This is a genomic window from Sciscionella sediminilitoris (assembly GCF_000737195.2).
In the GTDB taxonomy this organism is placed as follows: Bacteria; Actinomycetota; Actinomycetes; order Mycobacteriales; family Pseudonocardiaceae; genus Sciscionella; species Sciscionella sediminilitoris.
Genome location: NZ_JALM01000068.1, coordinates 1 through 26,993 on the forward strand (window position 1 = coordinate 1; position 26,993 = coordinate 26,993).

The 26,993-nt window shown below is 68.5% G+C and carries 26 protein-coding genes and 1 riboswitch; of the genes, 20 read left to right on the top strand and 6 right to left on the bottom strand.

Annotated features, from left to right (window positions below):
- Positions 1 to 155: 155 nt before the first annotated feature.
- Positions 156 to 2,255, bottom strand: a complete 2,100-nt coding sequence (locus AD72_RS24205; protein ID WP_082469129.1) for a HelD family protein — start codon at positions 2,253 to 2,255, stop codon at positions 156 to 158.
- A 196-nt stretch (positions 2,256 to 2,451) separates the two neighbouring features.
- On the opposite strand from AD72_RS24205, the gene rsmD reads away from it, so the two are divergent.
- Together rsmD and coaD are read left to right on the top strand one after the other, a co-directional pair.
- A complete protein-coding gene (rsmD, locus tag AD72_RS24210) occupies positions 2,452 to 3,006 on the top strand; it encodes a 16S rRNA (guanine(966)-N(2))-methyltransferase RsmD (RefSeq protein ID WP_031468866.1) in 555 nt (184 codons plus the stop codon).
- 11 nt (positions 3,007 to 3,017) lie between these two features.
- Positions 3,018 to 3,497 (top strand): pantetheine-phosphate adenylyltransferase, encoded by a 480-nt coding sequence (gene coaD, locus AD72_RS24215; protein ID WP_031468867.1) that lies wholly within the window; start codon positions 3,018 to 3,020, stop codon positions 3,495 to 3,497.
- Positions 3,498 to 3,520: 23 nt separating this feature from the next.
- Here the strand turns inward: coaD and AD72_RS24220 are convergent, their stop codons facing one another.
- Complete coding sequence (locus tag AD72_RS24220) at positions 3,521 to 3,985, bottom strand: GNAT family N-acetyltransferase (protein WP_031468868.1); 465 nt, start codon at positions 3,983 to 3,985, stop codon at positions 3,521 to 3,523.
- A gap of 62 nt (positions 3,986 to 4,047) precedes the next feature.
- Here AD72_RS24220 and AD72_RS24225 point away from each other — a divergent pair, with 62 nt between their 5' ends.
- The 7 genes from AD72_RS24225 to AD72_RS24255 all read left to right on the top strand — a co-directional run bounded on the left by AD72_RS24225 (position 4,048) and on the right by AD72_RS24255 (position 9,601).
- Positions 4,048 to 4,506 carry a guanyl-specific ribonuclease gene (locus AD72_RS24225; RefSeq protein ID WP_031468869.1) on the top strand — a complete coding sequence of 153 codons (459 nt, stop codon included), beginning with the start codon at positions 4,048 to 4,050 and terminating at the stop codon, positions 4,504 to 4,506.
- Positions 4,507 to 4,615: 109 nt separating this feature from the next.
- Positions 4,616 to 5,389, top strand: a complete 774-nt coding sequence (locus AD72_RS24230) for a DivIVA domain-containing protein (RefSeq protein WP_231644948.1) — start codon at positions 4,616 to 4,618, stop codon at positions 5,387 to 5,389.
- A gap of 77 nt (positions 5,390 to 5,466) precedes the next feature.
- Positions 5,467 to 6,048, top strand: coding sequence for a YceD family protein (locus AD72_RS24235; RefSeq protein WP_031468871.1), 582 nt, complete (start codon positions 5,467 to 5,469; stop codon positions 6,046 to 6,048).
- A 37-nt stretch (positions 6,049 to 6,085) separates the two neighbouring features.
- A complete protein-coding gene (rpmF, locus tag AD72_RS35915) occupies positions 6,086 to 6,271 on the top strand; it encodes a 50S ribosomal protein L32 (protein ID WP_082469130.1) in 186 nt (61 codons plus the stop codon).
- 14 nt (positions 6,272 to 6,285) lie between these two features.
- Positions 6,286 to 7,029, top strand: coding sequence for a ribonuclease III (gene rnc, locus AD72_RS24245; RefSeq protein WP_063890793.1), 744 nt, complete (start codon positions 6,286 to 6,288; stop codon positions 7,027 to 7,029).
- 45 nt (positions 7,030 to 7,074) lie between these two features.
- Positions 7,075 to 7,932 carry a bifunctional DNA-formamidopyrimidine glycosylase/DNA-(apurinic or apyrimidinic site) lyase gene (mutM, locus tag AD72_RS24250; RefSeq protein WP_031468874.1) on the top strand — a complete coding sequence of 286 codons (858 nt, stop codon included), beginning with the start codon at positions 7,075 to 7,077 and terminating at the stop codon, positions 7,930 to 7,932.
- A gap of 154 nt (positions 7,933 to 8,086) precedes the next feature.
- A complete protein-coding gene (locus tag AD72_RS24255) occupies positions 8,087 to 9,601 on the top strand; it encodes an acyltransferase family protein (RefSeq protein WP_156365357.1) in 1,515 nt (504 codons plus the stop codon).
- Here the strand turns inward: AD72_RS24255 and AD72_RS24260 are convergent.
- Positions 9,558 to 10,136: a histidine phosphatase family protein gene (locus AD72_RS24260; RefSeq protein WP_197285061.1), complete on the bottom strand. Its 579-nt coding sequence runs from the start codon at positions 10,134 to 10,136 to the stop codon at positions 9,558 to 9,560. The genes AD72_RS24255 and AD72_RS24260 overlap by 44 nt on opposite strands.
- A riboswitch (cobalamin riboswitch) is annotated at positions 10,131 to 10,295 on the top strand. It overlaps the preceding gene by 6 nt.
- Positions 10,296 to 10,308: 13 nt before the next feature.
- On the opposite strand from AD72_RS24260, the gene AD72_RS24265 reads away from it, so the two are divergent.
- The 3 genes from AD72_RS24265 to AD72_RS24275 all read left to right on the top strand — a co-directional run bounded on the left by AD72_RS24265 (position 10,309) and on the right by AD72_RS24275 (position 11,787).
- Positions 10,309 to 10,521: a CbtB domain-containing protein gene (locus AD72_RS24265; RefSeq protein WP_020502433.1), complete on the top strand. Its 213-nt coding sequence runs from the start codon at positions 10,309 to 10,311 to the stop codon at positions 10,519 to 10,521.
- Positions 10,522 to 10,552: 31 nt separating this feature from the next.
- Complete coding sequence (locus AD72_RS24270) at positions 10,553 to 11,287, top strand: CbtA family protein (protein WP_031468877.1); 735 nt, start codon at positions 10,553 to 10,555, stop codon at positions 11,285 to 11,287.
- Between the two features lie 113 nt (positions 11,288 to 11,400).
- Positions 11,401 to 11,787 carry a VOC family protein gene (locus tag AD72_RS24275; RefSeq protein ID WP_031468878.1) on the top strand — a complete coding sequence of 129 codons (387 nt, stop codon included), beginning with the start codon at positions 11,401 to 11,403 and terminating at the stop codon, positions 11,785 to 11,787.
- Here the strand turns inward: AD72_RS24275 and AD72_RS24280 are convergent.
- Both AD72_RS24280 and asnB read right to left on the bottom strand, forming a co-directional pair.
- Positions 11,784 to 12,209 carry a MarR family winged helix-turn-helix transcriptional regulator gene (locus AD72_RS24280; RefSeq protein ID WP_031468879.1) on the bottom strand — a complete coding sequence of 142 codons (426 nt, stop codon included), beginning with the start codon at positions 12,207 to 12,209 and terminating at the stop codon, positions 11,784 to 11,786. The genes AD72_RS24275 and AD72_RS24280 overlap by 4 nt on opposite strands.
- 16 nt (positions 12,210 to 12,225) lie before the next feature.
- Complete coding sequence (gene asnB / locus AD72_RS24285; RefSeq protein ID WP_031468880.1) at positions 12,226 to 14,064, bottom strand: asparagine synthase (glutamine-hydrolyzing); 1,839 nt, start codon at positions 14,062 to 14,064, stop codon at positions 12,226 to 12,228.
- A gap of 425 nt (positions 14,065 to 14,489) precedes the next feature.
- Between asnB and kdpF the strand changes: the two genes are divergently transcribed.
- Genes kdpF through AD72_RS24310 form a run of 6 tightly spaced genes read left to right on the top strand, consistent with a single transcriptional unit; the run spans position 14,490 to position 22,230 of the window.
- Positions 14,490 to 14,591, top strand: a complete 102-nt coding sequence (kdpF, locus tag AD72_RS35920; RefSeq protein WP_082469131.1) for a K(+)-transporting ATPase subunit F — start codon at positions 14,490 to 14,492, stop codon at positions 14,589 to 14,591.
- A gap of 3 nt (positions 14,592 to 14,594) precedes the next feature.
- Positions 14,595 to 16,256 (top strand): potassium-transporting ATPase subunit KdpA, encoded by a 1,662-nt coding sequence (kdpA, locus tag AD72_RS24290; protein WP_031468881.1) that lies wholly within the window; start codon positions 14,595 to 14,597, stop codon positions 16,254 to 16,256.
- Positions 16,253 to 18,346: a potassium-transporting ATPase subunit KdpB gene (kdpB, locus tag AD72_RS24295; RefSeq protein ID WP_031468882.1), complete on the top strand. Its 2,094-nt coding sequence runs from the start codon at positions 16,253 to 16,255 to the stop codon at positions 18,344 to 18,346. Before kdpA ends, kdpB begins: the two co-directional genes overlap by 4 nt.
- A gap of 4 nt (positions 18,347 to 18,350) precedes the next feature.
- A complete protein-coding gene (gene kdpC / locus AD72_RS24300) occupies positions 18,351 to 18,974 on the top strand; it encodes a K(+)-transporting ATPase subunit C (protein WP_031468883.1) in 624 nt (207 codons plus the stop codon).
- Between the two features lie 5 nt (positions 18,975 to 18,979).
- On the top strand, positions 18,980 to 21,547 hold the full coding sequence (locus AD72_RS24305; protein WP_051898957.1) for a DUF4118 domain-containing protein: 2,568 nt from the start codon (positions 18,980 to 18,982) through the stop codon (positions 21,545 to 21,547).
- The gene (locus AD72_RS24310) at positions 21,544 to 22,230 is read left to right on the top strand and encodes a response regulator (RefSeq protein ID WP_031468885.1); all 687 of its coding nucleotides are present in this window, start codon (positions 21,544 to 21,546) and stop codon (positions 22,228 to 22,230) included. Before AD72_RS24305 ends, AD72_RS24310 begins: the two co-directional genes overlap by 4 nt.
- On the opposite strand, the gene AD72_RS24315 is transcribed toward AD72_RS24310, so the two are convergent.
- The gene (locus tag AD72_RS24315; protein ID WP_156365358.1) at positions 22,227 to 22,865 is read right to left on the bottom strand and encodes a hypothetical protein; all 639 of its coding nucleotides are present in this window, start codon (positions 22,863 to 22,865) and stop codon (positions 22,227 to 22,229) included. The two genes, AD72_RS24310 and AD72_RS24315, sit on opposite strands and share 4 nt — an antisense overlap.
- Positions 22,866 to 22,919: 54 nt before the next feature.
- Between AD72_RS24315 and AD72_RS24320 the strand changes: the two genes are divergently transcribed.
- Both AD72_RS24320 and smc read left to right on the top strand, forming a co-directional pair.
- The gene (locus tag AD72_RS24320) at positions 22,920 to 23,219 is read left to right on the top strand and encodes an acylphosphatase (protein WP_031468887.1); all 300 of its coding nucleotides are present in this window, start codon (positions 22,920 to 22,922) and stop codon (positions 23,217 to 23,219) included.
- Positions 23,220 to 23,398: 179 nt separating this feature from the next.
- Entirely contained in the window at positions 23,399 to 26,989 is a 3,591-nt protein-coding gene (smc, locus tag AD72_RS24325; protein ID WP_031468888.1) for a chromosome segregation protein SMC, read from the top strand.
- Positions 26,990 to 26,993 lie beyond the last annotated feature (4 nt).

Genomic DNA, 26,993 nt, shown 5'->3' on the forward strand with positions numbered 1-26,993 from the left:
GTTACGAGACACCCCTTAGCAAGGTGTGGTGGTGATGCTGACAGTCGATCGGTTTTCTTCAGCAAATTCGCTCATCGCCGGCCGATGACAACGTGAAGCCGGAGCGGCTCTGTAAGGAGGTGATTCCTCGTGCTGGAACGAGTTGGGTGCGATAGTCAGTCAGGAAGCCAGTTCATTCCGCTAGCCAGTACGATCAATTCCTGGGTCGCCCGGGTCAGTGCAACGTAGAGTCCGCGCCGTCCGGCGGCTGATTCTGCGATGAGCTCATCCGGTTCGTAGAGCACAACCGCGTCGTATTCGAGCCCCTTCGCATCCAGGCTGCCCACCACGCGGATCCGGTCATCGGTGAACCTGTCCAGCCAGCCGCTAGCCTCGGTGACCCGGTCCATCGCGGTGATCACACCGACTGTGCCCGCCACCGAATCGAGCAGTTCGCTTACCGCCGCGCGCACATCCTCCGGCGCGGTGCCGGAATGGATGCGCGGCTCGACCCCGGTGGCGCGCACTGCGTCCGGAAGTAGCTCGCTCTCAGTGTAGGGGGCGACCACGCGTGCGGCGAGCCCGAAGATCTCCGCCGAGTTCCGGTAGTTGGTGGCGAGTGTGAAGTCACGCCATGCGCTCTGCCGTTCGAGTGCGGTCCGCATCGCGGCGACCGATTCCTCCGGCCGTGCCCAAGAGGACTGCACCGGGTCGCCGACGATCGTCCAGCTTGCGAATCGGCCGCGCCGTCCGACCATGCGCCACTGCATCGGGGACAGGTCCTGGGCCTCGTCCACGACCACGTGCGCGTATTCCTCGTAGACCTGAGGCATCGACAGACCGGCGCTGCGGCCCGAGCGCTTGCGCGGATGACCGAGCAGCACCCGTAGTTCGTCGAGCAACGGGATGTCCGAGACGGTGAAACCCTGTTCCTCGATCCCGGCGAACGAGGCGGCGAGTGTCCGTACCTCGGACGCGGTGAGGGTCTTGCCCGCGGCACGCGCGAGCCTGCGCTCGTCGGCGAGCCCGCGCAGCACATCGGCGGGGGAGGCGAGCACCCAGAACCGCACCACGAAGCGGTGGAAATCGAGCCGTTCCGCCATATCGTCGAGGAACTGCGCGCGATCGAAGGACAGTTCGCCGCCGGAGTTCTCGGCGAGCGTGGAAGCCTTGTCCCACAAGGCCTCCAGCAGCATCTCCGCGGCGATCACCCGGGACGCGTTCGGCAGTCCGCCGCGTGCGTGCACCTTGCGTCGCAGCCTGGCCAGCTCGCGTCCCTCGAGGCGCAGCACCTGGCCCTTGTAGGTGGTGCGCAGTTCCCCGGGAGCATCCTCCGGGGCGAGCCGCACCGCAGAGCGCAGCACCTTGCGCATCCGCTCCTCACCCTTGAGGGTGGCCAGCTCCGCACCATCCTGTCGAGTGGCGCGGACCCCGTCGAACACCTCCCCGAGCGAACGCAGCTCCGCGGAGTCCTCACCGATCGAGGGAAGCACGCGGGAGATGTAGTTGGTGAACACCGGAGAAGGGCCGACGACCAGCAGCCCCGAACCGGCCATCGCGCGGCGGTCCCGGTAGAGCAGGTAGGCCGCGCGATGCAGGGCGACCGCGGTCTTTCCGGTACCCGGGCCGCCGGTGATCTGGGTGACCCCCTTGGCCGGGGCGCGGATCGCCTCGTCCTGTTCCTTCTGGATGGTGGCCACGATGTTGTGCATCCGCTCGCCGCGTGCCCGGGACAGCGAGGCCATCAGCGCGCCCTCGCCGACCACCCGCAGCCCCTCGCCGAGGTGGTCCGGCATGAGCAGGTCGTCGTCGATATCGGTGACCGTCCCCCCGCTCGAGCGGATCACCCTGCGGCGGATCACGTCCATCGGCTGGTCGGCGGTGGCCTGGTAGAACGCGGCCGACGCGGGGGCGCGCCAGTCGGTGACCAGGTTGTTGTACTCCTCGTCGCGGATGCCGAGCCGTCCGACGTAGATGGTTTCCCCGTCGACGAGGTCGAGCCTGCCGAACACCAGTCCCTCATGTTCGGCGTCGAGCGACTGCAGCACCTTGGAGGCGTGCGCGACCATGATGTCGCGCTGCAGCAGCATCTGTCCCGCCTCGAGCTCGTCCTCGTTGCGCGCGCCGTCCGCGACGGCGAAACCCTTGTCTCGCATGGATTCCGCGTGCGTCCGCAGCTCGGTGACCCTGGCGTACACCCGGTCGACGTGGCGCTGCTCGATCGCGATCTCGGCGGCCTGAGCTGCCAGGCCCTCATCCGTCGTCGTTCTGGACACCCATCGCTCCGCTAGCTACCCGCTCCTGAACGCCTGAGATCATCCGCCGTGCCTCCCCGGCCGGTAATCTCAGACGCTCGAGCTTACGTCGCGTGCGCGCGTACGTCCGCCCCTGGTCGGTGAATGTTGCCGTCCGGGGGCCGCGTAAACTGGAACTCGTGACAGCGCACCCGCATCCGCGTGGCCCGGAGGCGCGGTGACCAGGATCGTCGCAGGCAGCGTCGGTGGCAGACGGATCAAGGTGCCGCCGAAGGGGACGCGGCCGACCGCGGAACGGGTTCGCGAGGCGCTGTTCTCCGCGCTCGAATCCGATGACCGGGTGACCGGCCGGGTGCTTGACCTCTACGCCGGATCCGGCGCCCTCGGTATCGAGGCGCTCTCCCGTGGCGCTCACGAGGCCGTGTTCGTGGAATCCGACGGCCGTGCGGCCGGGGTGCTGCGCGCCAACCTCGTCGAGCTCGGTCTCACCGGATCGCAGGTGGTGCGAGGCAAAGTGGAGACCGTGCTCGCCACATCCCCGGCGGCCTCGTTCGATTTGGTGCTCGCCGATCCGCCGTACGCCATCGCCGAACCCCAACTGGGCACCGTGCTGCAAGAACTGACCGAAGGCTGGCTGGCCGAGGACGCCATGCTCGTACTCGAGACATCCGCGCGCGCCACTGAACCGAACTGGCCGCACGGCCTCGAACCGGTGCGGGCACGCCGCTACGGAGAGACCACCGTGCACCAGGCGGTGTTCACGGGCGGTTAGGCTGCACAGCCATGCGCAGAGCGGTCTGTCCCGGTTCCTATGATCCGATCACCAACGGGCACCTCGACGTGATCGAGCGGGCCAGCGGCCTGTTCGACGAGGTCATCGTCGCGGTGGGGATCAACAAGAACAAGCGCACCCTGTTCACCGTGGAGCAGCGGCTGGCGATGATCGCGCAGGTCACCGAGGAGTTCGGCAATGTGCGCGCCGACTCCTACGAGGGCCTGCTGGTCGACTACTGCCGGGCCGAGCAGGCCCCCGCGATCGTGAAGGGGATCCGCGCGGCTGGTGATTTCGACTACGAGTTGCAGATGGCGCAGATGAACCATGGCCTCACCGGAGTCGAGACGCTGTTCCTGCCCACCAGTCCGCGCTACTCCTTCCTGTCCTCCTCGCTGGTCAAGGAGGTCGCCGCGCACGGCGGAACGGTGGACGGGCTGCTCCCGGCCACCGTGCACGAGCGGCTGCTTGAGCGGCTCGCGCAGGACTGAGCCGGCGCCGAGTCAGTCCTCGCTCAGCTGAGGGCGAGCTTCATCCCGATGTGGGTGTGCTCGAAACCGAGCCGCTCGTAGAACCGGTGCGCATCGGTCCGTTTCAGGTCCGAGGTGAGCTGAACGAGGACCGCACCCTCGTCGCGGGCGTGGTCCACCGCCCAGCGCACCAGGCGTTCGCCGAGCCGGTTCCCACGCTGATCGGAGCGCACCCGGACACCCTCGATCTGCGCCCGCAGCGCTCCGCCCCTGGACAGTCCGGGCAGCCAGCTCAGCTGGAGAGTGCCGACCGGTTCGCCACCCGACTCGGCTACGACCAGCAGTTCGCTCGGGTCGGTGTCGATCCGGTCGAATGCCTCGAGATAGCGCGGATCGTCGGCGGGGTACTCACGCTTCGCGCCGAGGAAATCGTCGGAGAGCATCGCGACGATCGCGGATACGTCGGCGCGCTGTGCCTTGCGGATGATGGTTCCTTCGTCGTCACTCACGCGGAGAATCTTTCACCGCGAAGAAAGCCCGAGGACACCTGGGGCGGTTAGGGTCACCGGTCATGCGCACACCGAACACAGGCCACATTCGCAACCGCTTCCTCGCCCCGGTGCTCGCCGGTGTCTTCGCGCTTGCCGCGCTGCTCGGCTGCGCCGGGCCCGCTGTCGGCGATCCGGGCCTGGCCACGCACACCGCTCACGCCGTCGCCGCGCAACCGAACTGCGGGGACACCTCGAGCTACAAGAAGGTCGACCTCTCCACGCTGCCGAAGGAGGCGACCGACACGGTGAACCTGATCAAGAAGGGCGGTCCGTACCCGTATCCGCAGGACGGCACGGTGTTCAGCAATCGTGAGGGAATTCTGCCGAAATGTGATTCCGGGTACTACCACGAATTCACCGTGAAGACTCCGGGTAGTGATGACCGGGGTGCGCGGCGGTTCGTCACCGGAAAAGGTTCCGAGTACTTCTACACAGACGATCACTACAAGTCGTTCTCGCTCGTCAACGTGGGCGCCTGAGCACGTAGGGGACACGCCAGGGCGCCCGGCATCCGGGAAATGACCGCACCCGCGAGTCACACTGTCGGGGAAACAACGACGCGGTGACGTTGGGTCAGGAGTGTGGATCGTGTACCGGGTGTTCGAAGCCCTCGATGAGGTCGTAACCATCCTCGAGGAATCGCGCGGCGTCCCGATGACGGCGAACTGTGTCGTGCCGAGAGGCGATGTGCTCGAGCTGCTCGACGATGTGCGGGACGCATTGCCGAGCGAGCTCGACGACGCCCAGGACGTGCTCGATCGCCGGGACGAGATCGTGGCCACCGCCGAGCACGAGTCCGAGCAGACCATCTCCAAGGCCAATCTCGAGGCCGAGGAGACGACCGGGAACGCGCGGGAAGAAGCCGAGCGGATGCTCGCCGAAGCCCAGCGCAAGGTCGAGGAGATGCTCGAGGCCGCGCAGGCGGAGGCGAATCAGACCATCGAGGCGGGCCGGGCCGAGTACGAGCGGCTCAGCGACGCCGGCCAGGCCAACTATGAGCAGGCCGTCGCCGCCGGGCAGGCCGAACAGGACCGGCTCGTCTCCCAGTCCGAGGTGGTGCGCGCCTCGCAGGCCGAGGGCACGCGCATCGTCGAGGCGGCGCACGCCGAGACCGATCGGGTGCGCGCGGACTGTGATGTGTACGTGGATACCAAACTCGCCGAGTTCGAGGACCTGCTGCACCACACGATGCGCACCATCGACAACGGCCGGGCACATCTGCGCCCGCAGGGAATGCCCCCGCAGCCTTCACCCCAGTACCAGCAGCAGTATCAGCAGCAGCAATACCAGGAGCAGCAGTACCAGGAACCGCAGCGTCAGCAGCACAACGACTTGGACGTGCCCTTCGACTACACGGCCTAGGAACTCTCTTCGCGTTCCACGATTACCTCGCGTAACCTGTACGGCGGGGGTCGACAAGCAGCCGTGCCGATCGAGGGATGACAGTGTCGCAGCAGCAAACACGCCGTGGTTCGGTGAATCCGTGGGTGCTCGACACCCGCATGCTCGGCAGGCGCCCCGGTACATCCAGGACCTACGAGTACGAGGCTCCGATCGGGATGGAGCTCGGTGTGCCCGATGTGGTGACCATCGCCGAGGACGCTCCGGTCCGGCTGGACCTGCTCGCCGAGGCGGTCGTGGAGGGCGTGCTGGTGAGCGGGACGGCGAGCGTGGACTACACGGGCGCCTGTATGCGCTGCCTGGATCCGGTGCACGGCGAGACGGGCGCCGAGGTCATGGAGCTGTTCGCGTACCCGGAGAGCACCACCGAGGAGACCACCGAGTCCGACGAGGTGTTCCGGCTGGTCGACGACCTCGCCGACCTGGAGCCGATCGTGCGGGACGCCCTGGTGCTCGCGCTGCCCCAGGCGCCGCTGTGCTCCCCGGACTGCCCCGGTCTGTGCGTGGATTGCGGCAGGAAGTGGGCCGATCTCGAGCCCGGACACACGCATGAGAGAATTGATCCTCGGTGGGCCGCGCTGCGCGAGCGTTTCGGTGGCCCCGAGCAGAACCAAGACTAGTTCCCAAGGCTAGTTCTCAGACTCAAGGAGAAACCTCGTGGCCGTCCCGAAGCGGAAGATGTCGCGCTCGAACACGCGTACGCGCCGTTCGCAGTGGAAGACGACTGCGCCGAACCTCGTGGCTTGCTCGAACCGCGCCTGCCGCCAGCCGAAGCTCCAGCACGTCGCCTGCCCGTCGTGCGGCCAGTACGACGGTCGGCGGGTCGTCGAACCCGCCAACTGACCAGGGCGTCGCTCGTGCCGGATCGCCAGCAGGGCAATGCGTCCCCGGACCGGGGGCCACTGCTCGAAGCGCTCGGCGTGGCGATTGACGACGACCTGCTCACGCTCGCGCTCACGCATCGGTCCTACGCGTACGAGCACGGTGGTCTTCCGCCGAACGAGCGGTTGGAGTTCCTCGGAGACTCCGTACTCGGTCTCGTCGTCACCGACCACCTGTACCGCACTCATCCGGATCTGCCGGAGGGCCAGCTCGCGAAACTGCGGGCGAGCGTGGTTAACATGCACGCGCTCGCCTCGGTGGCGCGCGAGCTCGGGCCCGGTGGGCTCGGTGCGCACCTGTTGCTCGGCAAGGGCGAGGAACTCACCGGAGGCCGGGACAAGGCGAGCATTCTCGCCGACGGCCTCGAAGCCATGATCGGCGCGGTGTACCTGCAGAACGGGATCGAGATCGCAACCGGATGCGTGCACCGGCTGTTCGATCCGCTGCTCGCCGAGGCCCCGAATCTGGGGGCGGGCCTCGACTGGAAGACCAGCCTGCAGGAACTCACCGCAGCCAACGGGCTCGGTGTGCCCGAGTATCAGATCGCCGAGGACGGGCCCGACCACCGCAAGGAGTTCACCGCGACCGTGTTCGTGCGCTCCACCGCGCACGGCAACGGGATCGGCAAGACGAAGAAGGAAGCCGAGCAGAAGGCGGCGGAGGCGGCTTGGCGCACGCTGTCCGCCGAGTTCGGAACCGGCGACGGCGAAGAAGGCTGAGCGGGAGAAACCCCAGCCGGACAAGACTCAGCGGAAGAAGATCGAGTGCCCGAACTTCCCGAGGTCGAGGTCGTCCGAACCGGCCTCGAGGCACACGTACTCGGCAGGGAGATCGCCGCCGTCGAGGTACTGCATCCGCGTGCCGTGCGCAGGCACGTCCCCGGCGCCGATGATTTCGGCGCACGGCTGCGCGGCACCCGATTCCTCGCGGCCCGGCGCAGGGGCAAATACCTGTGGCTGCCGACCAGCGCCGGTGAGGCGGTGCTCGGTCATCTCGGAATGAGCGGGCAGCTGCTCATCCAGCCGCCGGACGCGCCGGCAGAGACGCACCTGCGGGTACGGGTCCGGTTCGCCGACGAAGGACCCGAGCTGCGATTCGTCGACCAGCGCACCTTCGGTGGGCTCTCGGTCGAAGACCTTCTCGACGGGGTTCCCGAGCCGATCGCGCACATCGCGGCCGATCCGCTCGAACCCGGGTTCGTACCGGATGCCGTGATCACCGCGATGCGCCGCAAACGCACCGAGCTCAAACGCGCGCTGCTCGACCAGTCTTTGGTGTCCGGGATCGGCAACATCTACGCCGACGAGGCGCTCTGGCGGGCCCGCTTGCACTGGTCGCGGCCGACGGAACGATTGCGGTCCGCCCAGGTCGGCGCCGTGCTCGAGGCGGCGACCGCGGTGATGCGCGAGGCACTGGGCGCCGGCGGCACCTCCTTCGACGCGCTCTATGTGAACGTCAACGGCCAGTCCGGCTACTTCGACCGATCGCTCTCGGTCTACGGCCGCGATGGTGAACACTGTTCTCGTTGTGGAACGGTGATCCGCAGGGAGCCGTTCATGAACCGCTCGTCCTACTTCTGCCCGCGCTGCCAGACCCGGCCCCGTGCTCGGGTGAAGGCATGACTGAGCGGTTTCGCCCGGTTTCCGGGCTGATCGCGCTCGCCCGGTGACCGATCGTGCTGTTCCGGGTTTCGGCGCGGGATGACCGCGTGACGAGGTACTGTGTCCTGCGGAATCCGGTTATCGGGCGGGATCGTGAAGGGCTGGAGTCGGCGTGGTGTCACCACCGCGAGCGCGCGCGGGAGAGCGCCAACGGGGACGGCACGCGGCGCCGGACCCGGCCGAAACGGCACCCATCGAGGCGGTGCCCGAGCGGGGCCACGCCGAACCCGACAGTGCCGAGACCGCGGTGATCGAGCGCATCACCGAACCCGAGCCGGCCGAGGAACAGGCCGCAGAAGATCAAGCGGGCGAAGAACAAGCCGTCGAGGAACCGGTCAGACCGGAATCCACGAGCTCCGAAGCTGCGAGCATCGGAGCCGTCAGCGCAGAACCCGCCAGTGCAGAACCTGCCAGCCCAGAACTCGCCAGCCCAGAACCGGCCAGTGCGGAACCCGAGAGTGCGGAATCGGCGCGGCGCTATCGGATGCCCGGCTGGCTGCGCCGACGTGTCACACCCGTCGCGGACAAGAAACGGGTCGCGTTCATCGACATCATGCGCGCGATCGCGGCGATCCTGATCGTGTACTCCCACCTGGAGTGGGTTTTCCTGCACGGCAGGGGACTGCACCTCGGCCTGCTCGATTGGCTGGATCACTGGCTGTTCATCCCGCTCGGTTTCGGCGATCAGGGACCCGGCGGGATCTCGGTTCCCGCCTTCTTCCTGACCAGCGGGCTCGTGGTCACCCCGATCGCGATCCGGATGGGCGGGGCACGGTTCGCGGTGAATCGGTTCTTCCGGATCTACCCGTTGTTCATCGCCGCGTTCGTGCTCGCGCTCGTGGCCGTGTTCCTCGGTTTCTCGCCGCTGGTCACCGGGAACCCGGAACCGGTGACGCCGTCGAAGGTGTTCGCCAACCTGTTCTTCTACAACTTCACCCTGAAACCGCTCGACTCGTACGTGGCCGTGGCGTGGACGCTGTTCATCGAGGTGTTGTTCTACATCCTGCTCGTGCTGCTGACCCCGCTGTTCCGGCGGTCCCCGCTGCTCGCGCTGCTCGTGGAGTTCAACCTGGTGGTCGCGGTCTTCCTCACCCACGATCTGTTCGGCAGGCAGTACGCGGCCTTCGCCTCGCTGTTCGCGTACCTGCTCGTGCCGATCATGGGCCAGGTGATCTGGGCGGCGTGGCAGCGCAAGATCCCGATGGCCGCCGCGGGCGTGTTCCTGCTGTTCGGCTGGCTGCTGTTCCTGTGGGCGGCGCGCGCTCACTTCGACGAGGCCTACATCCTGCGTCCGTTCCCGATCGCGGTGGCCGTCGTGCTGTTCGTACTCGGTCTGCTCGCCGAGAAACACCTGCGCGAGCGGCCGATCTGGACGGCGCTCTCCGAACGCACCTACGCGATCTACCTGTTGCACGGGGTGGTGCTCTTCCCGGTGCTGACCGCGCTGTACACGCAGCTGCCGCTCGGGCTCGCCGTGGTGCTCGCGCTGCTGGCCACCGCGCTGGTCGTGGAGTTGACCTATCGCTTCGTGGAGCGGCCGCTGCACCAGTTCGGGCGCAGGCTGGCCAAACGGGACTGGTCCGGGCTCACGCGCCGACGCGCAGGTGCCAGCGCCCGATCCGGCCGGTGAGCACCACCCGCTCGAGTGGGGCGATGTCGATCCGCCAGTAGCAGCTGGGCTTGGCGTCGATGGCGTGCACCAGCGCCGCCCGGATGAAGGACTGTTCGGCGATCGCCAGCACCGAGTTGACCCGGTCGAGCCCGTCCAGCCAGGCACCGGCCCGCTTGATCAGCCCGGTGACCGGTTCTCCGCCGTGCGGCGCCGCGCTCGGGTCGGTCAGCCAGCGGGTGAGTGCCTCGTGTTCGGTGGAGAGCACGTCGTCGATGGCGCGTCCGCGCCAGATGCCGTGATCGCAGCCGTTCAGCGCCGGCTCGGCCCGCGCATCGAGCCCGAGCGCCTCGGCGGTCTCGCGGCACTGCGTGCTCGGGGCGTGCAGGAGGAGTTCGGCGCGCGGGGCGGTCAGCTCGGCGGCCCGGGCGCGCCCCCGCGCGGTGAGTGGTTCGTCGCCCGGGAAGGTCGTACTCGCGGTCGCCTTCGTCTCGGCATGGCACAGCAGGATCACTCGCACGCCGACATCCTGGCTGATCCGGTTGATTTCCGACACATTGACGCGGTCAGTGTCGCTGCCGTAACTTCGAGCAGCGCCTCGACGACGGGAAGCCGGTGGAAATCCGGTGCGGTCGCGCCACTGTGACCGGGAGAAATCCCGGGAGCCAGACCCCGAATCGAGGAGTGAGTACCGAGCGGGACGCGTTATCCCTAGGAGGCAACTGCAAATGGCGACACATTCGGTTCCGGCGACCCCCGCGGCACTGCCCGCGATCCCGATTCGCCAGGTCGCGCCATGGCTCATCTTCGCGGGCGTCATTCTGCTGCTCGCCATCTACTTCATTTCCTCCGAGCAGGGTGCGCTGGCGATGTTCCCCGGCATGAGCGTGCACGAGTTCGTGCACGACGGCAGGCACCTGCTCGGGTTCCCTTGTCACTGAGTCCCTGCCACTGAGCGGGAGAAATACTTCGATGGTCGGAAAACTTCTGGTCCGCGGCATGCTCGCGGGCCTGGTGGCCGGGGCGCTCGCGTTCGTGTTCGGGAAGCTGTTCGGCGAACCCTCGATCGGGAACGCGATCGGTTTCGAGGAGGCGCACGCGAGCGAACCCGAGGGACCGGAACTGGTGAGCAGGGCGGTGCAGGGCGGGCTCGGGCTCGCCGTGGCCGTCATCGTGTTCGGTATCGCGATCGGGGGCATCTACGCGCTGGTGTTCGCCCTCGCGCACGGCCGGATCGGCACCACGACAGCGGGAGCGAGCGCGGCGAGTCTCGGTGTGCTCGGGTTCTGCGTGGTGTACCTCGTGCCGTTCCTGAAGTACCCGGCGAACCCGCCCGCGGTCGGGGAGCCGGACACGATCGGACAGCGCACCGGCGAGTACTTCGGCATGATGCTGGCCTCGGTCGTGCTCGCCGTCCTCGCGGTGTTCACCTATCGTGCGCTGCGGCAACGGTTCGGCGGTTACCCCGCGGGCCTGCTCGCCGCCCTCGGCTACGTGGTGCTCGTCGCGGTCTGTGCGGCGCTGATGCCGGGAGTCGACGAGGTACCCAAGGCCTTCCCCGCGGACACCCTGTGGAACTTCCGGGTCGCCGCGATCGGCACCCAGGCGGTGCTGTGGCTGGTGCTCGCACTCGTGTTCGCCCCGCTGGCCAAACGGGTGCTGCAGCCCGCCCCGGATCGCGCGCTCGCCGCGGTCCGACAAGCGTGACCGGCGCGCCTGCCCGGCCTCCAGCGGGCAGGCGCCCCGGTCCGGGAGATGTCCCGGATCCCGATCCCCGTTCGTCGGTGGGGTGACCCTGGAGAACGAGGAGAGGATCCGCCATGACCACGATCACCATTGCCCTGCCGACCACGGACCGGATGCGCACCGCCGCCTTCTACCGGGCGCTCGGCTTCGAAACCTCGGGCGAACCGGCCGAGGACGGCTTGCCCGAGCCGCTGCGGTTCGCGCTGAACGAGCACACCGAGCTGATGTTCGCCCCGACCGGTGGATTCGGCTGGGTGATCGGGAACGAACCGGTCAGCACCGGGGAAGCCAAGGAATGCGTGCTCGGGCTCGCGCTCGGGTCGCCCGCGGAGGTGGACGAGTTCGTCGAGCGGGCGCGGCAGGCGGGGGCCGGGGTACTGATCGAACCAGGCACGCAGCCGTGGGGATACGCGGCCACGATCACCGATCCGGACGGGCACGCCCTGATGGCGACCGGCTAACTCGGCTCCGCCAGTTTGCGCAGCGCCTCGTCCAGGGCGAGCACCGAGTCCCGCTGTGCGGCGGGAAGGGTGTCGAGCCGTTCGGCGAGCACCTTGGCCTGGCTGTTGCCGAAGGTGCGCAGTTCTTCCCTGCCCTGTTCGGTGAGCACCGCCTGGGTGGCGCGGCCGTCGTCGGGATCGGGCCGCCGGTCCACGAGTCCTTCGGCCTCGAGCCCGGCGACGACCATGGTGGCGGTCGGCTGCGAGCAGGGCACCCGCTCGGCGATGGTGCCGATGCGCAGTGGCCCGTGCTGGTGCAGTTGGGTCAGCACGATGAGGGCGGTGGGCGAGGCGCGCCCACCGCCTGCCGCGTGCCGCAGGCTGCGTTGGAGCCGGTGCAGCGCGACAACGAGGGACAGTGCCCGTTCCTCGCTCACCGTCATGTGCTCATCTCTGTTCTCAGGCCGTCTTGATGGTCGGAGAGTACATGTCCATCCAGAGGGAGAGGTCGAGTGCGCGCTCGAGGACCTTCCGCGAGGCCTGATCGATCTGCGGCTCCTTGTTCTCCACGGCCTTGCGGAGGGTGTCCGGGTCGATCAGGTCGAACACCTGGTGCGAGGGCTTGGCGAGCAGGTCCCCGCAGTGTTCCTTGAGCTTGACCGCGTACTTCGGGTCCTGGGTCGAGGGGTAGGGCGATTTCACCCGGTCCACCACCGACTGCGGGAGCACATCCGCCGCGGCGCCGCGCAGCAGCGACTTCTCCCTGCCGTCGTAGGTCTTGAGCGCCCACGGAGCGTTGTAGACGTACTCGACGAGGCGGTGGTCGCAGAACGGCACCCGGACCTCGAGCCCGACAGCCATGGAGGCGCGGTCCTTGCGGTCGAGCAGGATGCGCACGAACCGGGTCAGGTGCAGGTAGCTGATCTTGCGCATCTGCCATTCGAGCTCGCTCTCCCCGTCCAGGCGGGTGACCTCGCCGACCGCGGTGGAGTAGCTGTCCCGGATGTAGCCGGGCAGATCGAGCACGTCGAGCAGGGAGCGGCGCAGCAGCGGGGCGTCGTCGCCGAGGTGTTTGAGCTGGGAGAGCCACGGGAAGGTGGTGCCCTTGCGCACCTCGGGGTCGAAGAACTGCTTGTAGCCGCCGAACACCTCATCGGCCGACTCGCCGGAGAGCGCGACGGTCGAGTGCTGCCGGATCGCCTTGAACAGCAGGTACAGCGAGGTGTCCATATCGCCGAGGCCGGTGGGGATGTCGCGGGCCTGGATCACCTTCGACCGGGCATCGGGATCGGCAAGCTGGTCGGAGTCGAGCACGATGTCCTGGTGCTCGGTCTTGGACTTCGCGGCCACGTCGTGCACGTACGGAGTGTCCGGGGTGGCCCGGAGCTCGTCGGCAACGAAGTTCTCGGTCTGGCCGACGAAATCGACCGCGAAGCTGCGCACCGACTTGCCCTCCTCGGCGAGCTGGTTGGCCGCGATCGCGGTCATCGCCGAGGAGTCGAGTCCGCCGGAGAGCAGGGTGCAGCGCGGAACATCGGAGATCAGCTGGCGGCGCACGATGTCGTGCAGCAGCTCGCGCACGTGCTCGACCGAGGCGGCCTGGTCATCGGGGTGCTCGCGGGTCTGCAGGCTCCAGTACACGTGCTCGCGGATCCCGCCCTTGGCGACGGTGACCACGGTGCCCGGTTCTACTTCGCGCATGCCGTCCCAGATCGCGTGGCCCGGGGTCTTGATGAAGGCGAACATCTCGCGGATGCCGTCGAGGGTGACGGTGTGCTCGGCGAGCGGGTTGGCGAGGATGGCCTTGGGTTCGGACCCGAACAGCACTCCGTCGGCGGTGGGGTAGTAGTAGAACGGCTTGATGCCCATCCGGTCGCGGATCATGACCAGCTTGTCCTCGCGGCCGTCCCAGATGGCGAAGGCGTACATGCCGTTGAGCCGCTCCGCCATCGCCGGTCCCCATTCCAGGTAGGCGTGCAGCACGACCTCGGTGTCCGAATCGGTGCGCAGCGTGTGCCCGCGGGAGACGAGCTCGTTGCGCAGTTCGGTGAAGTTGTAGGTCTCCCCGGAGTAGACCATGGCGACGCTGCCGTTCGGGGTGTCCACGCTCATCGGCTGACGGCCGCCGGGCAGGTCGATGATCGCCAGCCTGCGGTGACCGAGCGCGCCGTGCTTGTCGATCCAGGTTCCCCGGTCGTCGGGTCCGCGGCAGGCCATGGTTTCGGTCATCGCGTCTACGGTCGCCTGTTCCGCGCGTAGGTCGCGATCGAACGCCACCCAGCCCGCGATTCCGCACATAGGGTCCTCCTTGACCATTAATTGTATTAGCTAACTATGTAACAGCTATGATACGACCATGTGACAAGAGTGATAAGTGCCGTTTGTCGTCTTTGGCTGCACACGGAATGTGGTCACCGCTGGTCATCCGACCATTACACCCAATCGTGTGAAACGGGCCACGAGTTTCGTCGCCCTGTGTGGCCGTTTTCCGGGGCCCGGCGAAACCGGCATCAAGATCGCGTCAATGGGGTGCGGTATCGCGTCAAGAGCCCGTCATGCCCGCTGTCCCAGGGCTACGGATAGCGCACGCTTGCATGGCGTCGTCCCCAATCCAGGGGATGCCAATGGGAAAGGTGAGAAGTCATGGCCGACCTCGCGTACGCGGTGCTGCTGATCGCCGCGTTCGCCGTCCTGACACTGAGTCTGCGCGGGCTGGAGAAGCTATGAGTGGCGTCGGTGTCGTCGCGAACATTATCGGCGGGATTCTGGGGCTCGCCTTGATTGGTTACCTGGCTTTCGCACTTCTTCGACCGGAGAAATTCTAGAAAATGTCGGATCTCTGGGCCGGTCTGTTGCAGATCGGCGTCCTTTTGCTGTGCCTTGCCGCCGCGTACAAACCGCTCGGCGACTACATGGCACGCGTGTTCACCAGTGAGCGCCACTGGAAACTCGAGAGCGGTATCTACCGGGTCATCCGGGTCAATCCCGATTCCGGTCAGCGCTGGACCACCTATGCCGCCGGGGTGCTCGGGTTCTCCTTCGTCTCGATCGTGCTGCTGTACCTGTTGCAGCGGCTGCAGGCGATCCTGCCGCTGAACTTCGGCCGGCCGGCGGTGGATCCGGCGACCGCGTTCAACACCGCGGTCAGCTTCGTGACGAACACCAACTGGCAGTCCTACACGCCCGAAGAGGCCATGGGCCATGTCGTGCAGATGGTCGGGCTGACGGTGCAGAACTTCGTGTCCGCGGGCATGGGGATCTGCGTGGCCATCGCGCTGGTGCGCGGGTTCGTGCGGGCGAACACCGACCGGATCGGCAACGTCTGGGTGGACCTGACCCGGATCTGTGTCCGGGTACTGCTGCCGATCTCGTTTGTGTTCGCCATCCTGCTCGTGGCCGGTGGTGTGGTGATGAGCCTGAGCTCGGGGTTCACCTCCACCGGTATCGACGGGATGCAGCACACCACCGCGCTCGCCCCGGCCGCGAGCCAGGAGGTCATCAAGGAGCTCGGCACCAACGGCGGCGGGATCTTCAACGGAAACTCCGCGCATCCCTTCGAGAACCCGCAGGGCTGGACCAACCTGATCGAGATCTTCCTGATCCTGGTGATCCCGGTCAGCCTGACCCGGACCTTCGGGGTACTGGTCGGCAGCCGCAAACAGGGCTACACGCTGCTCTCGGTCATGGGCACGCTCTGGGGGCTGATGCTCGCGGTCATCTGGTGGGCCGAATCGCACCCGAACGGACCGGCCGCATTGCTGGCGGGCGGGGCCATGGAAGGAAAAGAGTCCCGGTTCGGGATCGCGGGCTCCGCGTTGTTCGCCGATTCCACGACCGGAACCTCCACCGGGGCGGTGAACGCCGCGCACGATTCGCTGACCGGGCTCGGCGGCGGTGGCGCCCTGCTGAACATGCTGTTCGCCGAACTCACTCCGGGCGGGGTGGGGACCGGGCTGTACTCGATCCTGGTCATCGCGATCATCGCGGTGTTCCTCGCCGGGCTCATGGTCGGGCGAACCCCGGAATACCTGGGCAAGAAACTGGGGCGCAGGGAGGTCACCTGCGCGGCGATCGCGATCCTGGCGATGCCCGCGCTGGTGCTCCTCGGTTCCGGGATCGCGCTGCTGCTGCCCGGAACCGGGGCGGCGATGACCAATTCCGGGGCACACGGCCTCTCCGAAGTGCTCTATGCCTACGGATCGGCCTCGAACAACAACGGCAGCGCCTTCGCCGGGCTGACCGTCACCAATGACTGGTTCGAGGCGACACTCGGGGTGGCCATGCTGTTCGGCCGGTTCGTTCCGATCCTCGCCGTGCTGCGGCTGGCCGGGGCGCTCGCCGAACAGCGCAAGACTCCGCCCTCGGCGGGCACCCTGCCCACCCAAGGGCCGATGTTCGCCTCGCTCGTCGGCGGGACCGTGGTCCTCGTCGCCGCACTGACCTTTGTCCCCGCGCTCGCGCTCGGACCCATCGCGGAGGCATTAGCATGACCATCGCCAAGACCCGGGAACCCGAAGTGGAACCCAAGCAGGACAACGAAAAACCGGCCGCGCGCGCCTTCGGTACCGCGCAGATCGCCAAGGCCGTCCCGGACGCCTTGCGCAAACTCGGCCCGCGCCACCAGATGCGCAATCCGGTGCTGTTCGTGGTGTGGATCGGCTCGGTGCTGGTCACCGTGTTCGCCATCGGGCAGCTGATCACCGGCAGCGGCCAGCCCGGTTTCTCGGTCGCGGTGGCACTGTGGCTGTGGTTCACCGTCTTCTTCGCGAACGTGGCCGAGGCGGTGGCCGAGGGCCGCGGTAAGGCGCAGGCGGAATCCTTGCGCCGCACCAAAAAAGAGACCGTGGCGCACAGGCTCGCCGAGGACGGTTCGGTCACCGAGATCTCCGGAACCGATCTGGACATCGGGGATCACGTGGTCGTCGAGGCCGGGCAGACGATCCCGGGCGACGGGGACGTCATCGAGGGGATCGCGACCGTGGACGAGTCCGCGATCACCGGTGAATCCGCGCCCGTCATCCGGGAATCCGGCGGCGACCGGTCCTCGGTGACCGGCGGGACCACGGTGCTCTCCGACCGGATCGTCGTGCGCATCACGACGAAGCCGGGCGAGTCCTTTGTGGACAAGATGATCGGGCTCGTGGAAGGCGCTTCGCGGCAGAAGACGCCGAACGAGGTGGCGCTGACCATCCTGCTCTCGGTACTGACGATCATCTTCCTGCTCGCGGTGCTCGCGCTACAGCCGATGGCCGCCTATTCGGGATCCCAGCAGTCGGTGGTCACCCTGACCGCGTTGCTGGTCTGTCTCATCCCGACCACCATCGGCGCGCTGCTGTCCGCGATCGGGATCGCGGGCATGGACCGGCTGGTGCGGCGCAATGTGCTCGCCATGTCCGGGCGCGCGGTCGAGGCCGCGGGTGATGTGGACACGCTGCTGCTGGACAAGACCGGGACGATCACCTTCGGGAACCGGCAGGCGACCGAGCTCATCGCGTTCGGCGACGAACAGGCGCTCGCCGAGGCCGCGCGCCTTTCCAGTCTCGCCGACGAAACACCCGAGGGCCGCAGCATCGTGGACCTGTGCGTGCGGCGCTACGGTCTCGCCGCCGAAGCTGGGGAGGCCGAACAGGACGGCGAGTTCGTGCCGTTCACCGCGCGCACCAGGATGAGCGGCATCGACCTCGGCGCCCGCCAGGTCCGCAAAGGGGCCACCACCGCGGTCTGCGCCTGGGTCGCCGAACACGGCGGCACCGTGCCGGACAAGACACAAACATGCGTGGACACGATCAGCGCCGAGGGGGGAACTCCCTTGGTGTGCGCGGAACTCGTGGACGGCCGCGCGGTGGTGCGCGGGGTGATCCGGCTCTCCGACGTGGTCAAACCCGGGATGCGCGAACGGTTCGCGGAACTGCGCGCCATGGGCATCCGCACCGTGATGATCACCGGGGACAACCCGTTGACCGCCGAGGCGATCGCCGAGGAGGCCGGGGTGGACGACTTCCTCGCCGAGGCCACGCCGGAGGACAAACTCGCGCTGATCAGCAAGGAACAGGAGGGCGGGCGGCTGGTCGCGATGACCGGGGACGGCACGAACGACGCCCCCGCGCTCGCGAAGGCCGATGTCGGGGTCGCGATGAACACCGGGACCGCGGCGGCGAAAGAGGCCGGAAACATGGTCGATCTCGATTCGGATCCCACGAAGCTGATCGAGATCGTGCGGATCGGCAAACAGTTGCTGATCACCCGCGGCGCGCTGACCACCTTCAGCGTGGCCAACGACCTCGCCAAATACTTCGCGATCCTGCCCGCCATGTTCGCCGGGATCTATCCGCAGCTCGGCAGGCTGAACATCATGCACCTGGCCTCGCCGACCTCGGCGATCCTGTCCGCGGTGGTGTTCAACGCGCTGATCATCATCGGGCTGATCCCGCTCGCCCTGCGCGGGGTGAGCTATCGCGCGGTCTCCGCGACGAAACTCCTGCGCCGCAACCTGCTCGTGTACGGGCTCGGCGGGGTCGTCACCCCCTTCGTGTGCATCTGGCTGATCGACCTGGTCATCGGCCGACTGATTGGAGCATGAGCCAATGCGCTGGTTCACCGCTGTACTACGGCAGGCCGGGGCGGGGCTGCGGCTGCTGATCGTGCTCACCGTGATCCTCGGGATCTGCTATCCGCTCGCGGTGTACGGGGTTTCCCGGATTCCCGGGTTGCAGTCGAACGCCGAGGGATCCCAGGTGAAACTGGACGGTCAGGTCGTCGGTTCCCGGCTGATCGGGGTCGACCCGGTGGCGAAGAACCCCGCTGCGGACCCGTACTTCCACAACCGAGCCTCGGCGAGCGCCAAGGGCGCGCTCGGCCCGGCCGATCCGAGCACATCCGGGGGCTCCAACCTGTCCGGGGACAGCACCGAGCTGCGCGGACTGGTGCTCGAACGCAAGGAGGCCATCGCCAAACGCGAGGGCGTCACCCCGGACCGGGTCCCCGCCGACGCGGTCACCGCATCGGGTTCCGGGCTCGATCCGGACATCAGCCCCGCCTACGCCGCGTTGCAGGCGCCCCGGGTCGCCCGGGTCAACCACCTCGACCCGGGCGCGGTGCGGCGGGTGATCGCCGAGCACACCGCGGGCCGCCAGCTTGGCGTGCTCGGCGCGCCGACGGTGAACGTGCTGCAGCTCAACCTCGCGATCAAGAAACTGGGTGCACACTAAGTACTGTGACGGATTCGAAGCGGCGGGGAGAGCTGCGCATCTACCTCGGTGCCGCGCCAGGGGTCGGGAAGACCTTCGCCATGCTCGGCGAGGCACACCGGCGCCATGAGCGCGGCACCGATGTGGTGATCGGGCTCGTCGAGACGCACGGGCGGAAGAAGACCGCCGCGCTGCTCGACGGGCTCGAAGTGCTGCCCCGCAAACAGCTGCGCCACCGCGATCGTGAGTTCGGCGAGCTCGACGTGGAGGCGGTGCTCGCCCGCGCGCCCGAGGTGGTCGTCGTGGACGAGCTCGCGCACACCAATGTGGAGGGTTCGCGCAATCCCAAACGCTGGCAGGACATCGAGGAACTGCTCGCGGCCGGGATCGACGTGCTGTCCACGGTGAACGTGCAGCACCTGGAAAGCCTCAACGACGTGGTCACCACGATCACCGGGGCACGCCAGCAGGAGACGGTCCCGGACGAGGTGGTGCGCGCCGCCGAACAGGTCGAGCTGGTGGACATCACCCCGGAGGCGCTGCGGCGGCGGCTCGCGCACGGCAACGTCTACTCGGCCGAGCGCATCGACGCGGCGCTGGGCAACTACTTCCGGCCGGGAAACCTGATCGCGCTGCGCGAGCTGGCCCTGTTGTGGGTCGCCGACCAGGTCGACGTGGCGCTGCAGCGGTACCGCGAACAGCAGAGCATCACCGAGACCTGGGAGACCCGCGAGCGTGTCGTGGTCGCGGTGACCACCGGACCGGAATCGGAGACCCTGCTGCGGCGGGCGCGCCGGATCGCGAACCGTGCCGGCGGGGAACTGCTCGCGCTGCACATTCTGCGCGGGGACGGGCTCGCCGGAGCGGATCCCCGCGCCGTGGCCAAGGCCCGCAAGCTCGCCGACGAACTGGGCGCGAGCTGGCACACCCTGGTCGGGGACGATGTGCCGAGCGCGCTGCTCGAATTCGCCCGCGGGGTCAACGCCACCCAGCTGGTCGTGGGCACCTCCCGGCGATCCCGGCTGGCGCGGCTGCTGGACGAGGGAATCGGCGCCACCGTGGTCCGCGAGTCCGGCACGATCGACGTGCACATGGTCACCCACGACGAGGCGGCGCGCGGGCTGCGCAATCCGTTCGCCCGCAGCCCGTTGTCCCGCACCAGGCGGATCCTCGGCTGGGTGCTCGGCGTGCTGGCCCCCGGTGTGGTCACCGGTGGCGGGATCGCGCTGGCCAGCACGTTCAACATGTCCACCAATGTCGCCGGGTTCGTGCTGGCCACGGTCGTCGTGGCGCTGGTCGGCGGGCTCGGCCCGGCGCTGCTGTCCGCGGTGCTCGGCGGGTTGCTGCTGAACTGGTTCTTCGTGCCCCCGGTGAGCACCCTGACCATCTCCACCCCGGAGAACCTGATCACCCTGATCACCATGCTCGTGGTCGCCCTGCTGGTGGCCCTGGTCGTGGACCGTGCGGCACGGCGGGCGACCCAGGCGGCCCGGGCGCGCACCGAGGCCGCGCTGCTCGCCTCCTACGCGCGGGTGATGATGCGTCCCGATCCGCTGCCGCGGCTGCTGGCCAAGATCGTGGAGAACTTCGGCCAGGATTCGGCCGCGCTGCTCGAACGCGGTGGCGGCGGCTGGACCTGTGTCGCCTCCACCGGGGACAACCCGTGCACCGCGCCGGACACCGGGGATGTGGAGGTCAAGGTCACCGACGAGGTCAGCCTTTCGTTGCGCGGCAAGGCTTTGCAGGCCCGCGACCGGGGCACCCTGGAGACCGCGGCCGGGCAGGCGCTGCTCGCCCTGCGCCAGCAGCGGATGGCCGCGGAGGCCGCCGAGTCGAAGCGCAACGCGGAGGCCACCGAACTGCGCACCGCTCTGCTCTCCGCGGTCGGGCACGACCTGCGCACCCCGCTGACCTCGATCAAGGCCTGTATCGGCAGCCTGCGCGATCCCGAACTCGCGCTGTCCGAGGCGGACACCGGGGAACTGCTCGCCGCGATCGAGGAGTCCACGGACCGGTTGACCGCGCTGGTGGGGAACCTGCTGGATTCCTCGCGGATCGCCACCGGCGCGGTGACCGTGCAGTCCAAGGCGATCGGGTTCGACGAGATCGTGGCGCGGTCCATGGCCGGGATCGACGAGCGGCGCCTCGTTTCCGCGCACGTCGCCGAATCGCTTCCGCCGGTGTGGGCCGATCCCGGCTTGCTCGAGCGGGTGGTCGCCAATGTCATCGACAACGCGCTGCGGCACGGCCGTGGCACCGCGCGCGAAGGCGAACCGGTCGTCGAGGTGCGGGCCAGCGAACACGCGGGGGAGGGGCAGCTGCGCATCATCGACCACGGTCCGGGGATCCCCAAGCACGCCACCGAGGAACTGTTCGCGCCGTTCCAGCGGCTCGGGGACCGGGACTCCAGCAGCGGGGTCGGCCTCGGTCTCGCCGTGGCGCGCGGGTTCACCGAGGCGATGGGTGGCAGCATCCGGGCCGAGGACACCCCGGGCGGCGGGCTCACGGTCGTGATCGCGCTGCCGGTCGCCGCGGTATCGAACGAGGACAGTGCGGCCGAACAGGTCTCGAGGGAGAGGGAGCCCAGGTCATGAGTACGACGGTGCTGGTGGTGGACGATGAGCCGCAGATCCTGCGCGCGCTGCGGATCAACCTCACGGCGCGCGGATACACCGTGCTCACCGCGGCGGACGGGGCCACGGCCCTGCGCGCGGCGGCGGATGGCAAACCCGATGTGGTGGTGCTCGATCTCGGCCTGCCCGACCTGGACGGCGCGGAGGTGATCGAGGGCATCCGGGGCTGGACAAGTATCCCGATCCTGGTGCTCTCCGCGCGCACCGATTCCGGGGACAAGGTCGCCGCACTGGACGCGGGCGCCGATGACTACGTGACCAAACCCTTCGGCATGGACGAACTGCTCGCCCGGCTGCGTGCCGCGGTGCGCAGGGCGGCGACCGCGCCCGCCGAGGGGGAGCAGGCGGTGATCGAGACCGCGAGCTTCACCGTCGACCTGGTGCGCAAGACCGTGCACCGGGACGGCACCGAGGTACACCTGACTCCCACCGAATGGGGCGTGCTCGAGGTGCTGACCCGCAATCGCGGGAAGCTCGTCGCGCAGAAACAGCTGCTGCAGGACGTGTGGGGACCCGCGTACGCCACCGAATCGCACTATCTGCGCGTCTATCTCGCGCAGCTACGCCGCAAGCTCGAACCGGAACCGGCGCGCCCGCGGCACCTGCTCACCGAGCCGGGCATGGGCTACCGCTTCCAGCTCTAGTTCTCGGGCAGCGTGCTCGCGCTTCCGCCCGGGTCCGAGGTCGAGGTGCTGGTGTGGGTCGGCGGCGAGCTCGTTTCCGAGGTGGGCGGCGTGGTGTGCGTCGGAATCGGGCTCGCCGTCCAGGTCGGGCTGCTCGGCGGATCCGTCGTGGGGCGGCTCGTCGGCTGGGTCGGGTGACTCGTCGGCGGGGTCCACGGCGGCGGTGCGGGCCGGTTGCCTCCGGGCCTGCCGGGGTTGTCCGGGGCGCCGGGGGGATTGGTGTTGGTGGACGTGGTCGTGGAGCCATCCGGTGCGGTGCGGGTGGTGATCGTGGTGACGGTGCCGTCCGGGTTCGGGTGCATCGCGACGACGACCATCGAACCGTCCGGGGCGCGCTTGGTCGTGGTGGCCGGCGCGGTCATCCCCTGCGTCTGGCCGTTCGGGGACTGGACCCGCTGGTGCGCGTCGTCCTGCTGGGTGCCCGGCTGGACCGCGGCCACGTTCTTGCCCGGCTCGTCACCGTTCCCGACCAGACCGGCCACCGCGGCACACAGGGTGGCCACGGCGACCCCGGACATGGAAAGCAGTGCCCACGGCCGGGACCCGGCCGACGCGGCCGGTGGAGCCTGTTCCGCGCGAGAATGGGGATTGCTCATGAGCTGTCACTCCTGACGGGCTGATAGAGCCGGGGGAACTTTATCATTTGCAATATGGGCGACGAATCCGGCAAGCCGAAGGGGCCCGCGCGCCTGACCGCGTGGGTCCGGGGCACGGTGCAGGGGGTCGGTTTTCGCTGGTGGGTGCGTTCGCGGGCACTCGAGCTCGGGCTCGTGGGCAGTGCGGCCAACCTGCGGGACGGGCGGGTCGAGGTGATCGCCGAGGGCGCGGTTCCCGACTGCGAACGGCTGCTCGCGCTGCTGGAGGGCGGCACCTCGCCGGGCCGGGTCACCGGAGTGAGTACCCGGTGGAGTGAACCGCGCGGCGGGATCAGCGGCTTCGTCGAACGGTAGGGTGCCGGACGGCAGGCTCTCCCGAACCGCTGGGCACAGCAGTCACATCGGCCCCAGCAGGCTCATATACCACGGTCTCGACCGGGTTCATCGGCGCGACACGCGGTGCGGTGCGCGGTCCGCGCGGCGGGCGCGGGTACGCTTCCTCGAGGAGTCGAAACCGGGGAGGCCGTGCACATATGCACCTCAAGAGCTTGACGCTGAAGGGCTTCAAGTCCTTCGCCTCGGCCACGACACTGCGCTTCGAGCCGGGGATCACCTGCGTTGTCGGCCCGAACGGATCGGGCAAGTCGAACGTCCTCGACGCGCTGCGCTGGGTGATGGGTACCCAGGGCGCCAAGGACCTGCGCGGCGGGAAGATGGAGGACGTCATCTTCGCGGGCACCGCGGGCAAGGCCCCGCTCGGGCGTGCCGAGGTCACGCTCACCATCAACAACAATGACGGCGCACTGCCCATCGACTACACCGAGGTCTCGGTGACCAGGCGGATGTTCCGCGACGGGGCCAGTGAGTACGAGATCAACGGCAACTCCTGCCGATTGATGGACGTGCAGGAACTGCTCTCCGACTCGGGTATCGGGCGCGAGATGCACGTGATCGTCGGCCAGGGGCAGCTCTCCCAGATCCTCGAGTCCAAGCCGGAGGGGCGCAGGGCCTTCATCGAAGAGGCCGCGGGCGTGCTCAAACACCGCAAGCGCAAGGAAAAGGCGCTGCGCAAGCTCGAGGCCATGGAGGCGAACCTCAACCGGCTCAACGATCTGACCGCGGAACTGCGCCGTCAGCTCAAACCGCTGGGCAAACAGGCCGAGATCGCCCGTAAGGCGCAGACCGTGCAGTCCGAGCTCCGGGACGCGAAACTGCGGCTGTACGCCGATGATCTGGTGACCCAGCGCGAGGAACTGCGCAAGGAACAGGCCGACGAGCAGCAGGCCCGGCAGCGGCGCGGCGAGGTGGAGCAGGCGCTCGAGGTCGCCTCCTCACAGCAGGCCGAGCTGGAGACCGCACTCGAGGCGGACGCGCCGAAACTCAACGCGGCACAGGACACCTGGTACCGGCTCTCCGCGCTCGCGGAACGGCTGCGCGGCACCGTAAGGCTCGCCGAGGAACGCCACCGGCACCTGTCCGCGGAGGTGGAAAACCCGTCCGGGCAACGGGATCCGGATGAACTCGAGGCCGAGGCCGAACAGGTCGCCGAGCAGGAGGCCGAGCTGGCCGAGGCGGTGACCGAGGCGCGGGAGGCGCTCGCGGAGGCCACCGAGCGGCGCACCGAACTCGAACGCGAGGCGCAGGCCGCGGAGAAGGCGCACATGGCCGCGGTGCGCGCGGTCGCGGACCGGCGCGAGGACATGGCCCGGCTGTCCGGGGAAGTGGAAACCTTGCGCGGCAAGGTGACCGCGACCGAGGAGGAGGGCGAGCGGCTGGCCGCGAACCTCGCCGAGGCGCGGGAACGGGCCGAGGCGGCGGCCGAGGAGCTCGCCGAGGCGGACCAGGACGGGACCGAGACCGAGGAATCCGACGACGGGCTGCGGGAACGGCGTCAGCAGGCCAAGGAAGCACTCGAGGCGGCGACCGCGCGGGTGGAGGAACTCACCGCGGCCGAACGCGCCACCGAACGGGAGATCGCCTCGGAGAAGGCGCGCGTCGACGCGCTCTCCATCGGACTGTCCACAAAGGACGGCGCAGGCGCGCTGCTCGGTGCGGGCGACCGGGTTCCTGGGCTGCTCGGCAAAGTGGCCACGCTGCTCACCGTGGAACCGGGCGCCGAGGTCGCGCTCGCCGCGGCACTGGGCAAGGTCGCCGAGGCGGTCGCCGTCGCCTCCGGACAGGATGCGATCAGCGCGCTCGAACTGCTCCGCTCCGAGGATCTGGGCCGGGCCGGACTGCTGATCGGCGGGTCCGGGGCCACTGAGCCGCCACGGATCGCGCTTCCCGAAGGGGCCCGGTACGCCGCCGATCTGGTCACCGCTCCCGAATCGATCGCGAAAGCGGTGCGGCACGCGCTCGAGAACGTGGTCGTGGTCGCCGATCTGGGCCAGGCGCGCGGCATCGTGACGAACCATCCCGAACTCTCCGCGGTCACCGCCGAGGGCGATGTGCTCGGCGCGCAGTGGGCGATCGGTGGTGTGGAAGGAAAACAGAGCACCATCGAGGTGCAGGCCGCGGTGGACGAGGCCAAGGCAAGGCTCACCGAACACGAGGCGGCCAAACAGGAGACCGCGGCCGCGCTCGAAGGCGCACAGGCCGAACAGCGCTCCCGCCGCGAAGAGGTCAAGGCCGCCGAGGACGCGCTCGGGGAGGCGCGGGTGCACGCCGCGCGCGCCGCCGAGGTGCGCAACGGGCTGCGCCAGACCGCCTCGCGTGCCGCGGCCGAGGTGCAGCGGCTGACCGAACAACGGGACCGCATCGAGGGATCCAGGGCAACGGCACTGGAGAAACTCGCCGAGGTCGAGGAACGCTACAAGGCGGCCCAGGACGCCGAGCCGCTCGAGGCGGAGCCGGACACCGAGGAACGCGATCGCATCGCCGAAGCGCTCAACGCGGCCCGTCAGTCCGAAGTGGACAGCAGGCTGAACCAGCGCACCGCGGAAGAGCGACACCGTGGTGTGCAAGGAAAAGCGGACCAGCTGCTGCGTGCCGCCCGGGCCGAACGGGAGGCACGGGAACGCGCCCAGCGGCTCGCACGGGCCCGCGCGGAGGGTGCGCGGATCGCCTCCCTCGTGGTGAGCAGTGGCCAGACCGCGATCGAGCGCATCGAGGTGTCCCTGGCCCGCGCCGCCGAGGAACGCGATATCGCCAAGCAGGCGCGCGCCGAACGCGAGACGGAGCTGAACGCGGTCCGCAACAAGGTTCGCCAGCTCACCAGTGAGCTCGACAAGCTCACCGATGCGGTGCACCGCGACGAGGTGCTGCGCGCCGAACAGCGGCTGCGCCTGGAACAGCTGGAAGCCAAGATCACCGAGGAATTCGGGATCGGGCTCGAGGATCTGGCCAACGAATACGGCCCCTCGGCCCCGGTTCCACCGAACGCCACCGAGATCGCCGAATACGAGGCGGCCAAGGAACGCGGCGAGGATGTCGTGGCGCCCCAGCCGGGACCCTACGACCGGGAAACCCAGCAGCGCAGGGCGAAGCGCGCGGAGAAGGACCTCGCCACCCTCGGCAAGGTCAACCCGCTCGCGCTCGAGGAATTCGCCGCCCTTGAGGAGCGGTACAAATTCCTCTCCACCCAGCTCGAAGATCTCAAGGCGACCCAGAGCGATCTGCTCACCGTGGTCAAGGAGGTCGACGAGAAAATCCTCGAAGTGTTCACGACCGCCTACGAGGACGTCGCCCGCGAATTCGAGACCGTGTTCGCCACACTGTTCCCCGGTGGCGAAGGGCGGATGATCCTCACCGAGCCCGACGACATGCTCACCACCGGGGTGGATGTGGAAGCCCGGCCACCGGGCAAGAAGATCAAGCGGCTCTCGCTCCTGTCCGGCGGGGAGAAATCGCTCGTCGCGGTCGCCATGCTGGTGGCCATCTTCCGCGCCCGGCCCTCGCCGTTCTACGTGCTCGACGAGGTGGAGGCCGCGCTGGACGACACCAATATGCGCAGGCTCATCGGGCTGCTCGAGGAACTGCGCGGCACCTCGCAGCTGATCATCATCACCCACCAGAAGCCGACCATGGAGATCGCCGACGCGCTCTACGGGGTCAGCATGCAGGGCGACGGGATCACCAAGGTCATCTCGCAACGCTTGCGGGACAAGGACAAACAGGCCGGCTGAGCAC